Annotated in this window: 9 protein-coding genes; 1 reads left to right on the forward strand and 8 read right to left on the reverse strand. The window is 51.2% G+C overall.

The annotated features are described in order from the left end of the window. Positions 1 to 81 precede the first annotated feature (81 nt). Positions 82 to 729 carry an NUDIX hydrolase gene (locus DZK30_RS01360; RefSeq protein WP_118972289.1) on the forward strand — a complete coding sequence of 216 codons (648 nt, stop codon included), beginning with the start codon at positions 82 to 84 and terminating at the stop codon, positions 727 to 729. A gap of 12 nt (positions 730 to 741) precedes the next feature. Here DZK30_RS01360 and DZK30_RS01365 read toward each other — a convergent pair whose 3' ends face one another. The 8 genes from DZK30_RS01365 to DZK30_RS01400 all read right to left on the reverse strand — a co-directional run bounded on the left by DZK30_RS01365 (position 742) and on the right by DZK30_RS01400 (position 14,489). Beyond that, positions 742 to 2,727, reverse strand: coding sequence for a T9SS type B sorting domain-containing protein (locus DZK30_RS01365; protein ID WP_118972290.1), 1,986 nt, complete (start codon positions 2,725 to 2,727; stop codon positions 742 to 744). Between the two features lie 154 nt (positions 2,728 to 2,881). Beyond that, complete coding sequence (locus DZK30_RS01370) at positions 2,882 to 4,888, reverse strand: gliding motility-associated C-terminal domain-containing protein (protein WP_118972291.1); 2,007 nt, start codon at positions 4,886 to 4,888, stop codon at positions 2,882 to 2,884. A gap of 197 nt (positions 4,889 to 5,085) precedes the next feature. After that, complete coding sequence (locus tag DZK30_RS01375; protein ID WP_118972292.1) at positions 5,086 to 7,092, reverse strand: gliding motility-associated C-terminal domain-containing protein; 2,007 nt, start codon at positions 7,090 to 7,092, stop codon at positions 5,086 to 5,088. 234 nt (positions 7,093 to 7,326) lie between these two features. Continuing rightward, complete coding sequence (gene smc, locus DZK30_RS01380; protein ID WP_118973362.1) at positions 7,327 to 10,857, reverse strand: chromosome segregation protein SMC; 3,531 nt, start codon at positions 10,855 to 10,857, stop codon at positions 7,327 to 7,329. A 754-nt stretch (positions 10,858 to 11,611) separates the two neighbouring features. Beyond that, positions 11,612 to 12,613 (reverse strand): recombinase RecA, encoded by a 1,002-nt coding sequence (recA, locus tag DZK30_RS01385; RefSeq protein ID WP_118972293.1) that lies wholly within the window; start codon positions 12,611 to 12,613, stop codon positions 11,612 to 11,614. 154 nt (positions 12,614 to 12,767) lie between these two features. Beyond that, positions 12,768 to 13,619, reverse strand: coding sequence for an acetyl-CoA carboxylase, carboxyltransferase subunit beta (gene accD / locus DZK30_RS01390; protein WP_118972294.1), 852 nt, complete (start codon positions 13,617 to 13,619; stop codon positions 12,768 to 12,770). Positions 13,620 to 13,737: 118 nt separating this feature from the next. Then, entirely contained in the window at positions 13,738 to 14,040 is a 303-nt protein-coding gene (locus DZK30_RS01395; RefSeq protein WP_118972295.1) for a DUF59 domain-containing protein, read from the reverse strand. Between the two features lie 23 nt (positions 14,041 to 14,063). Then, complete coding sequence (locus DZK30_RS01400; protein ID WP_118972296.1) at positions 14,064 to 14,489, reverse strand: SufE family protein; 426 nt, start codon at positions 14,487 to 14,489, stop codon at positions 14,064 to 14,066. Positions 14,490 to 14,651: the final 162 nt, after the last annotated feature.

The following is a 14,651-nucleotide window of genomic DNA, read 5'->3' on the forward strand; positions in this document are numbered from 1 at the left end:
CACATTTTAAAGACTAAAAAGAAGTCAAGTTTTTAAAAAACTTGACTTCTTTTTTTATCATTGCCTTTACCTTCGCATGCTATGGATCAATGGACAGGCTTTGTTTCCTGGCTGGAGCAACGGCTCACACAGCCGCTTCCCGGCTATGAAGCGCAGAAAAGAATGATGAATGTAAACCGCCCCGACGGGCGTGAAGCGCCGCCTCATGCACGCAAGAGTGGTGTGTTGTTGTTGTTGTATCCCGATGGGGGCGACCTGCAACTGGTATTGATCGAGCGCAGCGCCGACGGTGGCGTCCATAGCGGGCAGATCGCCTTGCCCGGCGGCCGCAAGGAAGATACCGATGTTACGATCGTGGATACCGCCTTGCGGGAAGCTGCCGAAGAGGTAGCGCTCAACGCACACAAAGTGACCGTGATCGGGCAATTGTCCTGCCTCTATATCCCGGTCAGCAATTTTGAAGTAACGCCGGTAGTTGCCTTTGCCGCTGAGGCACCGAAGCTGATCGCTTCCGAAGCCGAAGTAGCGCGCATCCTGCGCCTGCCCTTGTCTACGCTGTTCTCCCGCAAAGAGATGGTCGATGTAAGGGCCTCCGGGCTCGATATCGTTATACATACCATCGCCTATATGATGGACGATGAGCAGTTCATCTGGGGCGCTACAGCCATGATCCTGTCGGAGCTGGAGGCTATCGTCGCGGAATGGAAGGCGCTTAACGCAACAGCGTAATGTCTCCTTTTCTTACAACCTGCCTACCTTTGCTGCTTTTGTATTTGAGATAATAAAAATAGGTGCCTGTATCGGCTTTCCGCCGTTCATTTGTCCATTCCATTCCTGTTCCGGTTGGTTGCTGTGGAATACGCGCTGACCGTAACGGTTGTACAGGGAGAAGTCGTATTCAGTCATGTTCAGGCAGTGCAGGTATATTTTCAGCCCGTCGTTGTTGCCGTCACCATTGGGTGAAAAGGCATTCGGTACAAATGCCTGGCAATCGCAATCTTCAGTGGTTACCTCCACTGTATCGCTAAAGACACCGCATACATTAGTTGCCGTTACGGTATAAGTTCCCTGCTGTGTTACCGTTGCGGTATTGCCGCTCTCGCCATTGCTCCATCGCATGGAACCAGGCGGAGACGCGGTTGCCCGGAGGGTCAATGCGGCGCCGGCGCAAATCGTAGTATCGGGCTGCAGAATAGCAGTAACCGTGGTTAAAAGGGATATCTGTATCGAGTCGTGGTACTGGCAGCGGGCAGAGTCGGCCGTGACCGTATATAATCCTGCTCCGGACACTTTATAGGAAGGACTAAAGCTGCCGTCCTGCCAGTGGTATAATGGTCCCGCAACATCTGGCGACAGTATAAGGGTATCGCCGGGGCATATACTGGTATCAGGTCCAAGCAGCGGTTGCTCCAGCAGTTGGAAACGGATCCGGATGCTGTCCATATAGCCTGTACAATTTTTTTGCCCCGCTAACCAATAGACACCAGGCTGTGTAAAGGTTTCCTGCGGTTGGGTGCTGCCGGTGCTCCACATAAATGTCTGATAGTCTGGATCGCCGTACAGCGTCACAGCGCTGTCCCTGCAAATAACGGTATCTGTAAATATGTACTGCCCGTAAACAGGCGCGGCTACCGCTGCCGGGTTGCCCAGCTCGACGAAAGGAAGCGATATCATGCCAGGTAGAAAATTCCGTTCGAGGGTCACTGCGGCTCCTGAAGCATTAGGCGTATTCAGGCGGGCGATAGCGGTACCCAGGCCTCCTGATATGGCATCCCAGCGTGTCGTATACAGCTTCTGATCGGGCCCCAGACGCGATCGGAAATAGCGGCCGGTATCTATTTGCACAAGCGAGCCCGCTACAGCGCTTGTATTGGGCATAAAAGAAAGATCGGCCTGGTACAAGCCAGTTTGATCGCTGATAAACAATTTAGAATCGTCGGGCGAAAATGCCGGATAAAGCATGGGTATATCCAGTGTATGGAAATTGAAGAACTGCCCTGTAATGTTGTTGAAGGAAGCGAGCTCGATAGCGGCGCCACTAGCGGCGGCAATACCATTTCCGGAGGTATTGGTATTCATAGCATAGTTATCGCTAGTACCCGGAGGAGCCGCAATCGCACCTTGCGACACCACAGGACTCGCAGCTATCCCATTTGCATCTGCCCGGTAGGCCACAATATCTTTATTGCCTCTCCGGTGCAGCACGATCCAGTGGCCGCCACAATTGGGTATCGGCATCAGGTTTATCCCCTCAACCACATTTGTATCCAGCAGGATATTTTTCTGGCCGGGCACCACATCTCCCAGCCCCCCGTTCAGGCTCATGTCGATTACGGAATAGTAAGCATTGTAGCTACTCTGCTCAATAGCGTCGGTGGTGATCAGGAAGTATTTGAAGAAATCGAAGGGGAAGCGGATGATGCCGACACCCTTGTAGCTGGAGCCCAGGTTCTGGTTGCCCGATATATTTGTGCCGTTTGGCATATAATTGTGGTTGCGGTCCCAGACGGTATCGGCGCCCATATAAAACAACAGGCCGCCGGAGGAGTTACACACACTGGCCGAACCTTCGAATACAAAGACCTTTGATGTCCCCGCCACAGGCGACGCACCGTTGAAGTCCAGGCTTCGTCTGCCGCCAAAGCACCAGATATTGTTTTCTCCCTGTGCCAGAAGTGCGGGTGTACAGATTACGATACATATAAAGAGGAAAAGAAGCGGTTTCATGGTACTATTGGTCTAACGTGTCATACTAAAAATTAAAGGAGTTTTCCCATACCACAGCCCGGACCTTACAATGATAAGATCTTCCTTTTTTTATACCTAACAGCATTTGAGAACTGTGCCGGATAAGCAATATGTGTACCGCAACGGAGTTGGCTTAACGCAACAGCGTAATGTCTCCCTTTCTTTTGATCATAACGCCTTCACCGTTTTTATACTGCAAGTAGTAAAAATAAGTGCCCTGGTCTGCTGTATGCCCGTTGGTTTCCCCGTTCCAGGCGTCGGAGGGAGCCCTGCCGCGGAAGACACGCTGACCATACCGGTTGTATACCGAGAACTGGTAACCGGTAGTACCCGGGCAATTCAGGAATACCTTTAGCTGATCGTTCTTGCCATCTCCATTAGGCGAAAAGGCATTCGGGACAAACGGGTTGCAAATACAATCCTCGACTGTTATCCTCACCGAATCCATAAGCGTGCCGCAGGCATTGGTCGCGGTCAGCACATAGCTGCCGCTTTCCGTTACTTCGATCGTATTACCCTGTTCCCCCGTATTCCAAAGCAGTTCGCTTCCTGGCGATGCAGTGGCACGCAGGGATAAGGGCGTCCCCTTGCAGATGGTGGTATCTGCTTGCAGAATGTTGGCGAAAGGCTGGAGCAGTGTTACCCGTATCGTGTCCTGGTACCGGCAGGGCAGTGCAATTGCTGTTACACTGTATACACCCGGCTGCTTTATCGTAAACGTAGCGGCATGGCTGCCGTCCTGCCATTGGTAATCGACGTCCGGTAGCGAAGGCGTTAAAACGAAAGTATCACCCGGGCAAATGGCAGTATCGGGGCCCAGCAGCGGCTGCTCGAGGTTCCGGAAGGCTACCCGGAAAGTATCTATGAACGTAGTGCATCGTTTCCGTCCCTGCAGCCAGTAGGTTCCGGGTTGGGAAAACGTTTCCTGCTGTGCCGTACCGCCGGTGCTCCAGAAATAGCCCTCGTAGCCGGGGTCCCCGGTCAGCGTAACGGAAGCTGCCTGACAAACTACTGTATCCTTATGGCTATAGCTGGTATCTAACGATGGCAACACAGCGGCGGGGCATCCCAGCTCCAAGGTGGCCACACCATTCAATGAAGGAATAAAGCTACGCTCTATGCTCACGGCGGCGCCTGCTGCATTGGGGTTTGGGATTCGGGCCAGGCTCATTATAACACCAAGCGGTGCAATACTGAACCGTGCGAGGTACAGCTTTTGGTCCGGTCCCACGCGCGAGCCCAGGTAATTGCCGGTATCGATGAGTGTCATTGAGCCGAGTACCGCAGCGGTATTGGGCATTAGTGAAAGGTCAAATTGATACAAGCCGTGACTATTACGGGCATACAACCTGGAATCGTCGGGCGAAAAGGTAGGGAAGTTGAGCGCAGTGTCGATGATCTTGAAATTAGAGAAGAGGCCGGTGCTGTTATCGAAGGAGCCTAGCTCTGTGAAGGGGTAAACCACACCAGCAATGCCATTCCCGTTATTGTTAGGCATAAAATGGACGCCAGCGTAAGCATTGGCCGGGAGCAGCCCCTGGGAAATGACAGGGCTGCTTGCTATGCCACCGGCATCGATACGAAAGGCACGGTATTCTGTATTGCCCTTTTGGTGCAGCACGAGCCAGTGGCCATTACAGCCGGCCATAGGCATCAGACTGATTCCTTCGACGGTGTTGGTATCCAGGATTATGTTTTTTTGACCAGGTACCACATCGCCCAGGCCTCCGTCCAGGTTCATGTCTACAATGGAATAATAGGTGTTGTGGCTTGCATGCTCAAATTCGTCGATCATGAAAACGTAGTATTTTGCAGTGTCGGATGGTGACTGTACGATGCCGACACCACGGTGCGAAGAACCCGTAGTGTTGCCGGATATACCGGTGCCATATGGCATATATTGGTGGTTGCGGTTCCAAATGGTATCTCTGCCGATGTAAAAAAGCAGGTTACCGGCTTTGTTGCATACACTTGCCGAGCCTTCTGCCGAATTGGATTTTGAAGGAGTAAGTACCGGTGTGCCACCATTGAAGTCCAGGCCTCCCCTGTAGCCAAAACACCAGATATTGTTTTCCCGCTGTGCGCAAAGCATAACAGAACAGCTTACAAGGAATAAGAGAAGGATGGCAAATGTTTTCATGGTTCAATCGGTTTTTTACACAATTTAAAAGCAATACCCGGGTGTTGCTGTCCGGGATTCTCCTCTTGACCAGGATAGCGGTTGTCTCCTTGACCATGCCGAAGCCCGAGAGGAGGCTTTACCGGACAGCAATTCTGCCAAAATGCCTAATGGTAATCAGTTCGAGTGCGGTAAATGTGCCTTATCAATGAAAACGCCTAGTGTATCAGGATAATGTCTCCCTTTTTCTTGATCATCTGCCCTTCTGTATCCTTATACTGGAGATAATAGAAATAGGTGCCTGTATCGCTACCCTTTCCATTAAATGACCCATCCCACTCATCGCCGGGTTGGGTGCTGCGGAACACGCGCTGGCCATAACGATTATACACCTGGAACTGGTACTCCCTGGTGCCCGGACAATTGAGGAATACCCGCAGCTTGTCGTTCTTCCCATCGCCATTGGGCGAAAAGGCATTGGGGACAAACGGCTTGCAGATACAATTTTCTGCGGTCACTTGTACAGAGTCCCTGAACACGCCGCAGGCATTGGTTGCCGTAAGCGTGTAGCTGCCGCTTTCTGTAACTGCTATCGTACTGCCTTGCTCACCGGTACTCCACAATAATTCGCTTCCCGGGGCGGCCTTTGCCTCCAGCAACAGGCGATAACCGGCGCATATGGTGGTGCCCGGTTGCAGGATGCCGGCAAAAGGCGCTATCAGTGTTATATGTATTGTGTCCCGGTAGGTACAAGGTGGAACGAAAGCGGTCAGTTGGTAGGTTCCTGCCTGGCTTACGCTGAAGATAGGCCCCGTGCTTCCATCCTGCCACTGATAGCTGGTTGCCATAGCAGAAGGGATCAACGTGAGCGTATCGCCGGGGCAAATGCTGGTATCGGGTCCCAGCAAAGGTTGTGCCAGGTTCCGGAAGCTAACCCGGAAGGTGTCGATGTAACGATTACATTGCTTCCATCCCTGCAGCCAATAGGTACCCGGCTCCGAAAATACTTCCTGCTGCGTGGTGCCACCGGTGCTCCAGCGTATATCCCGGTAGGTCGGATCGCCTGTAAGCGTTACGGACGTTGCATTGCAGACAATGGTGTCTTTACTGCTATAATAGGTTATGCCCGGCGGCAGCACCGCCGCTGCGCTACCGAGCTCCTCAAATGGGAGACCGTAGAAGGCCGGGATGAAGTTGCGTTGCAGGTTTATTGCCGTAGCGATAGCATTGGGATTCTGTATACGGGCGATCGCGGTTCCGACCGAAAAAAAATTGGGTCGTATCACGTATAATTGTTGATCGGGGCCCAGTCTTGAGCCGGCATAATGACCAGTGTCGATAAGAGAGAGCGAGCCGAGAACGGCCGCAGTATTGGGTAGCAGCGAAACATCAAGCTGATGCAGGCCAGCACCGTTGCTCATATACAGCTTGGTGTCATCGGGCGAAAAGGTGGGATAGTACATGGCAGTATCCACGACATGGAAGCCGGAGAACATCCCTGTGGCCTGGTCGAACGAACCCAGTTCGATCTTGGTAGTACCCACGGCCGCGATACGATTGCCGCTATTGTTGGCCCTAAAGCTATAGCCGTTGTAGATGCCGGCAGATGAAGCCAGAATGCCCTGGGAAATGACAGGGCTGGTCGACAGGCCACCGGCATCGATGCTGTATGCATGGAACTCGGTACTCCCTCTTTTATGCAGAGCCACCCAGTAGCCCTTGCAGTCGCTCATAGGCAGCAGGCAAACGCCTTCGACAATATTGGTATCCAGCCGGATATTTTTTTGTCCGGGTACCACGTCGCCCAAACCGCCGTTCAGGTTCATGTCTATAACGGAATAATAAGCATCGAAGTGATGTAGTTCGACCGCATCTGTCACGAAGAGATAGTATTTGGAGGTATCGGCCGGGAATTGAACAATACCAACACCACGGTAAGCCGATCCCATGCTATTGCCCAGCATCGCCGTACCGTTAGGCATAGCCTGGTGGTTGCGGTTCCATACCGTATCGCTGCCCATATAAAAGAGCAGGCTGCCACTTCTGTCGCATACGCTGGCAGAACTTTCAAATACATCAAGCTTCGAGGTTCCGAGCACAGGTGTCGTGCCATTGAAGTCCAGGCTTTTGTGCCGGCCAAAGCACCAGATATTGTTTTCCCGTTGTGCCAGGAGCGCCGGTGAAGCAGCGATCATGAACAAGAGAAAAGAAAAAAGCGGTTTCATGTTCTATTGGTCTATTGCTCACATAAAACAGGTGTTAACAGGCATTCTATCCTTTATTTTTCCCCTGCTTTATTTTTAGGTTAATTCACAATATACCAATCTCTGGCTCCGGATACTGATATTTTTGATAAGTGTGCCCGATTCATCAATAAGTGTGCAGCGTGCACATCCATCATAAAAGTAGCGGCAGCCGGAAGGCTGCCGCTAAGGGTTATCGTATGTTGTTTCCGTTGTCTAATTGAGGCTTCGGAAGTCGACCGGTACTAGTTTGCTTACACCGGCTTCCTGCATCGTGACCCCATAGATCACATCGACAGCAGCCATGGTTTGCTTATTGTGCGTTACGATAATGAACTGTGAGTTGTCACTGAAGCGGCGGATCATTTGTGTGAACTTGCCTACGTTGGCGTCATCCAGAGGTGCATCCACCTCATCGAGGATACAGAAAGGCGCCGGCTTGATGAGGTAAATCGCAAACAGGAATGCCGTTGAGGTCAGTGTCTTTTCTCCGCCCGAGAGTTGGGTCAAGGTACTGGGGCGCTTGCCTTTGGGCTGCGCATAGATCTCGATGCCGCTATCGGCAATATTGTCGGGATCAGTGAGCTTGAGGTCGGCAGTATCTTCCTCAGTAAAGAGCGCTTTGAACACTTGCTGGAAATTGGTACGTACCGCATCGAAGGTTTCCCGGAACTTGCTGTTGGCGGTATTTTCCACCTCTTCGATAGTCGCCAGCAAGGTATCGTGCGCCTCCATCAGGTCGGCCTTCTGGTCTGCGATAAAATCGTGACGTACTTTAATCTCGCCATACGCCTCTATGGCTGTGGGATTCACCTCCCCCATATTTTCCAGGCGTTTCTTCATCCGTTCGGCTTCACCGTTCAGCTCCTCGACCGTCATATCGTTCCTACGGGGATCTTCCAGTATGGCTTCCAGGTCGACCTTGAACTCAACACTGAGGCGTTCCTTCATGCCGGCCACCTGCAGTTTCATCTCGTTCAGCTTTTCGCGGATGCCGTTCAGTAGAGTCTCCGCCTGTTCTTTTTCACGGCGCTGGCGGCTGATCTTGCTTTCGTGCTCACTGATTGCATTACGCAGCTCATAATAGGTGCGGTCTTTTTCGCTCAACGCTTTCTCATCCGTTTCTTTTTTCTGCAACAGCTCATAAAGCTCATTGTCGCCAAAGTGCAGCTTGCCGCTGGTTTCGCTGATAAGCAATGCTGTTTCTTTCAGTTGCTCTTTATTGCTGGTGATCTGCTTTTCCAGGTCGCCCAGCTGGTTGTTGCGGAAGCTTAGCTCCTGCTTCAGGTTTTCCACCTTGCTCTGCTGCCTTGTATGCTGCAGGTTCTGGTTGTTGTATTGCTGCTGGGCCATGTTGAAATCCTGCTCCACCAGGGAGAAATCTTCCGACGCTTTGCGTATAGCATCCTGCAATCCCTGCAGTTGCTCTGTAATCTCATCCAGTTCTCCGCGGGTGCCGCTGATATTGTCCTGTGTATCGGCGAGCTGCTCTTCCAGGTCCTGCAGGCGTTTTTCGCCCGATCCGTTAAGATGATCCAGGTGCTCGACACGATGGCTGAGATTGATGACCTGGTTGTTCAGTTTATTGATCTCAACGCGGCTTTGCTCGATGGCCTTGTCATTCAGCTCCTGGTTAAAGCCTGTGATCATGATTTGCGTCTCGCTGATCTGCTGTTTCAATGCTGCCGTTGATTGACTCAGCTCTTCGATCTCTGCTGCCAGGCGCTCGAGGTTCTTGGCACGGCCTATTTTATTTCCTTCAAACAGTCCGATGCTGCCTCCGCCGAGGGTATACTTTCCCCTGAGGGTCTTGCCGCTTTTTTCGATCAGTACATTGCCATTGTGTACATCGGCCTGCGCCAGCGCGGTTTCCTGCTCGGCTATATAGACGTGGCCGAGCAGGTGCTCGGCGAGAGCCTGGTATTGCGGGTCTACGGTTATCACACTTAATGCCGGCGTAAGACCATCCTGCGGCGCGGTATCGCGGCCGGGATTTTCCCGGAATTGATTCAGCAGGAAAAAATTGGCTTTACCCTTCTTGTAGTTGTCGAGCAACTGCACGGCCTGTGCCGCCTCAGCCACATCGTCTACCACATAATAGTTAAGATAGCTGTCCAGCACGTTTTCCAATGCGGTACGGTATTCATCCTTTACCACAAAAACATCGGAAAGCAGTGGGGCATCACTATTCCAGTCTTTATTCTTTTTCAGGAATTTGATACTGTCGGGGTAGCCCTCAAGGCTATCGACCAGCGATTTCAGCAGGTCGTGCTCATTGCGGCGCGCATCGAGCTTCCGGTTTTGCTCTACTGACCGGGCGCGCAGGTTCTCCAGCTGTTCCTGGCCCTGCAAAATTTTATTTTTGATCTCTTCGTGGCGGGTAAGCAAGGCCTGGAGCTCGTCCTGCTGCTGCAGCGCCTGCCCCTCCGTATCTTCTTTTTCCCGGCGCAGCTGATCGATCTGCGCGTTACGTTGCGCTTTCTCTTCCTGGACCTGATGAATGGAGCGCTGCAGGTTCATTACGGAAGTGTCGGCAACGGCTACTTTTTTCTCCGCATCAAACTGCCGGCGTTGGAACTGCTGGAGATTGCTGCGCTGTTGTTCCAGCTCCTGTCGCTTCTGCTCAAAATGTTCCCGCTTATCTTCCAGGGTTTCTTTCAACGTTTCCAGCTGGTCCTTCAGCTCTGCGATCGCTTCTTGCTCAGCGACAACCTGCTTGTCTGCAAAAGCAATAGACTCGTGCAATTGCTTACCCTGCTGATCGGCATTTACAAGGAATTGGTTGAGATTCTTTTCCCTGTCCTGCAGGTGATCCAGCCTTTGTGCTGCCAGCTTTTTTTCACTCTCCAGCGAGCGAATACGGTTCACCAGGTCGTTGAATTGCTTCTGCAGTCCGTTCAGTTCTTGCTCTTTCTGCACCAGCTTTACTTTGTTGGCTTCGATCTCCGCCTCATCGCCCGCGATCTCGGTCTCGATCTTCAGCTTCTTATCGTGCTCCACGTCGTGCTGCGTATTCAGGTCCTGGTATTTGCCATTGAACTCCTCCAGGGAGGCCTTTGCCAGCTCGATGCTGACCTCTTTGTATTCATTCTTGATCTGGAAATAGCGTTCCGCCTTACGGGCCTGGCTTTCCAGGGTTCTCAGGTTGTTACCGATCTCAAACAACAGGTCGTCGATACGGGAAATGTCTTGTAGGGTAGCGTCCAGCTTTTGCTTGGCTTCCTTCTTGCGCGTTTTGTATATCGAAATGCCCGCGGCTTGTTCCAGCATGCGGCGTCGGCTGCCCTCCTTGTCCTTAATGATGTCGTCGACCATACCCAGCTCGATGATCGCATAAGAGTCGTTGCTGACCCCGGTATCGAGGAAGAGATTATGAATATCCTTGAGGCGGCAGGTTACATCGTTGAGCCGGTATTCGCTTTCACCGCTTTTGTAAAACTTACGGGTGATCGTCACTGTCGTAAACTCCGTTGGTAGCAGGTTTCGGGTGTTCTCAAAGGTAAGCGATACTTCAGCCATGCCCGATGCCGAACGGCTGCGCGAACCGTTGAATATCAGGTCTTCCAGATTGTCGGAACGCAGGGATTTGATTTTGTGTTCGCCTATGACCCAGCGGATCGCATCGATGATGTTGGATTTGCCGCAGCCATTGGGACCTACAATGCCCGTGATCGGGTTGTCGAGCAATACCTGGGTCTTGTCGGCAAAGGACTTGAATCCTTTTATTTCCAGAGATTTTAGACGCAAAGCTATTTTTTTAAGGGGTGTCAAAAATACGAAAAGGGTGGGATTTGCGTCCCTTGCGATCAATTGTTTGGTAAAATAAGATTATATGGTGCTTCTCTTTTGCGGGGTTTTTATATAAATACTTGATTTTTTGTTATTTGGGCATTGTCATTTTCATAGTGCTGGTTGGGTAAACGCAGGCTTAAGATTGGCTTGCACTTACTGGCAACAATGGTGGGAGGAAATGTCGCCGGCTTAAAAGGCATGATCAGCATGCGGGACTTAAAGCAATTGTGTATTGCCGGCGTGGCAACATCGGCGGACGATGGGATTGCGCCTGTTTGAAAAAGGGGCTGTCCTGGAAATACAAGACAGCCCCTTTGTTATGGAGGTATATGAAGCCTCTAATGCATGAGCAGCACCCGGGAGGTTTCCGCCTTTCAGGCAGCTCCTCCCATTAGCGATAATAACCGTAGTGGTGATGGTGATGCGGGCGACGCGGCCGTGGCGGGCCATATGCGCCATAATAACAAGAACTCATACCGATCGATACGATCAAAGCCAGTGCGATTAACGAAAGCCAATTCTTCTTTTTCATTGTTCTGTATTTTTTTGTTGCTTATTTGACTGAGAATGATTCCCCGGGTTTATTGTGGCCAGTGACCATTTTTGCCCGGTCGCAACAAGCTGGGGTAGAAAGCCTTTGTTACAGCACGACGCCGTTCCTGTCAGGGAACGGCGTCGTATATTTATAAGCTCAAAAAGGTTTGCAGGCTTAGGCAACAGCTGCCTTAGCTTTAAGTCCTTCCCTGATCTTGTTCTCGATCTCTGCTGCAAATTCGGGATTATCCAGCAGGAAGTTCTTCACCGCATCGCGGCCTTGACCGATCTTGTTCTCGCCGTAGCTGAACCAGGAGCCGCTCTTGTTGAGGATACCCATATCTACGCCCATATCGATGATCTCGCCGATCTTGCTGATCCCCTCACCGAAGATAATATCAAATTCTACCTGGCGGAAAGGCGGCGCTACTTTATTCTTAACCACCTTAACGCGGGTACGGTTACCCGTAGCAGTATCGCCGTCCTTGATCTGCGATATCCGGCGGATATCGAGACGGATAGAAGCATAGAATTTAAGCGCGTTACCACCGGTAGTGGTCTCGGGGTTACCGAACATAACACCGATCTTTTCGCGCAGCTGGTTAATGAAGATACAAGTACAATTGGTCCGCGCAATGGTAGCCGTGAGCTTACGCATGGCCTGGCTCATCAGGCGGGCCTGCAAGCCCATTTTGCTGTCGCCCATTTCTCCTTCCAGCTCGCTCTTGGGTACCAGCGCCGCTACGGAGTCGATCACGACTACATCCAGCGCACCGGAGAGGATCAGCCTTTCGGCAATTTCCAGCGCCTGCTCGCCATAGTCGGGCTGAGAGATGAGCAGGTTATCAACATCTACGCCCAGTTTGCGGGCATAGGCAGCGTCAAAAGCATGCTCGGCATCTACAATAGCACAAATACCGCCTTTCTTCTGCGCTTCGGCAATGGTATGGATGGCAATGGTTGTTTTACCGGAAGATTCGGGCCCGTAGATCTCGATGATCCTGCCTTTGGGAAACCCGCCTACACCAAGGGCCATATCCAGACCCAGAGAGCCTGTAGAGGTGACCTCTATCTCGTTTTGCTGACGGTCGCCCAGTTTCATTACGGAACCCTTGCCAAAATCTTTATCTATCTTGTCCAGCGTCATCCGGAGCGCTTTCAGTTTTTCTTCCGACATGTTTTGTTTGATTTAAATATGATATGAAATACGTTACCGTTTATGCTCCGGGCTGCACAGGCAACCCTTTGCAGGAATAGAACAAAGACTCCGCCGCCATATTTACACTGCATACTTTGTGCCGGACATTTGCCCCGGCACCCGGAAACAGCGCTTATTTGCCAAACCAATCCATAACGTCGCTCAGCTTGCGCTTCAGGTCTTTACGGTTGATCACGAAATCCAGGAAGCCCTTTTCCACAAGGAATTCGCTGCGCTGGAAGCCAGGAGGAAGATCTTTTTTAATCGTTTCTTTGATGATACGCGGACCAGCAAACCCTATCAACGCTTTGGGCTCGGCAATGTTGATGTCGCCCAGCATTGCGAAGGAAGCCGTAACACCACCGGTGGTGGGATCGGTCATCAGCGAAATGTAAGGCAGCTTCGCACTGGCAAGCTGTGTAAGCTTGGCCGATGTTTTGGCCATTTGCATCAGCGAAAAGGCGCTTTCCATCATGCGGGCGCCGCCCGATTTGGAAATGATCATGAACGGCAGCTTATGCTTGATGCTGTAATCGATACCGCGCGCGATCTTTTCACCTACCACAGAGCCCATGGAGCCGCCGATGAAGTTAAAGTTCATGCAGGCGATCACCAGCTTTTTGCCTTCCACCTCACCTACGCCCACGGTCATGGCATCCAGCAGGCCCGTCTGCTTCTGAGCGCTTTTCAAACGGGATTCATAAGGTTTTACATCTACGAAGTGAAGCTCGTCCTTGGGGGCAATATTGCCGAATAGCTCTTTATATTCTCCTTTATCGAAAAGGATCTCAAAATATTCTACTGCGTTGATCCGGTTATGATGATTACAGTTGGGGCAGAGGTACAGATTCTCTTTCAAGGCCGTTTGCGTAACTGTAGTCCGGCACTCGGGACATTTGTGCCAGAGGCCATCGGGGGCTTCTTTCTTTTCCTTCGTCTCGGTAGAGATACCTTTTTTAATACGCCTGAACCAGGTTGATGACATTCCTTAAAGTTTGAAGTTTTGACAATCAGCAGGGAATACAATTGATTATGCTAATTTATAATAAGAATCGGCAAAAGGGCTGACAAAAATAGAGAATCCTTACTTATTAATGGCATATTTAGAGAAATCCCAGTTCCAGCTTAGCCTCTTCGCTCATCATATCCTTGCTCCAGGGCGGGTCGAATGTGAGCTGCACATGCACATCGTTGACCCCTTCCAGCGCCTCCAGCCTGGATTGCACATCAAAGATGATATCACCTGCCGCAGGACAGGCCGGCGCCGTCAGCGTCATTACGATAGCCACCTTGCCGCCATCTTCGATCCTGATCTCGTACACCAGCCCCAGTTCGTAGATATTTACCGGTATTTCGGGGTCGTGCACCGTTTGTAGCGTGGCTACTATTGCATCATATAGATTCATTTCTTTTCTTTTTTTGCGCTCGCTCAGGACGGCTGAGTGGCATTAAAGGCTACGGCATACAATTTCATCTGCTTCAGCATAGCCAGCAAGCCGTTGCTGCGGGTAGGGGAAAGGTGGCTTTTGAGCCCGATCCTGTCGATAAAATAAATATCTGCCGCAGCGATATCTTTAGCCGGTTGTCCCGATAGCACGCTGATCATCAGTCCCACCAGGCCCTTGGTAATGATGGCGTCGCTATCGGCGGTAAACAGCACATTGCCGTCTTTTAGCTCCGCATGCAACCACACCCGCGACTGGCAGCCCCTGATGAGGTGATCTTCTGTTTTATATCGCTCATCGATCAGTGGCAACTCCTTTCCCAACTGGATAATATGCTCGTATTTTTCCATCCAATCGTCATAGTAGGAAAAATCTTCAATGATCTGATCCTGGATCTCGTTAATGGTCATGAAAATTAAAAAGTTTCAGACCGCAAAGTTACGAAATCTGTACCGGGGCAGGGACGGTATTCCTGATGCCACCATAAATGTTCCTTTTCATTCATCCTGCATGGTTTGTCCCGGTTGATAATGCAAAAGTAGAAATCGACTACGCCAAAATGTGGCGGAGTC

It is taken from the genome of Taibaiella koreensis, assembly GCF_003545715.1.
Lineage (GTDB): Bacteria > Bacteroidota > Bacteroidia > Chitinophagales > Chitinophagaceae > Taibaiella > Taibaiella koreensis.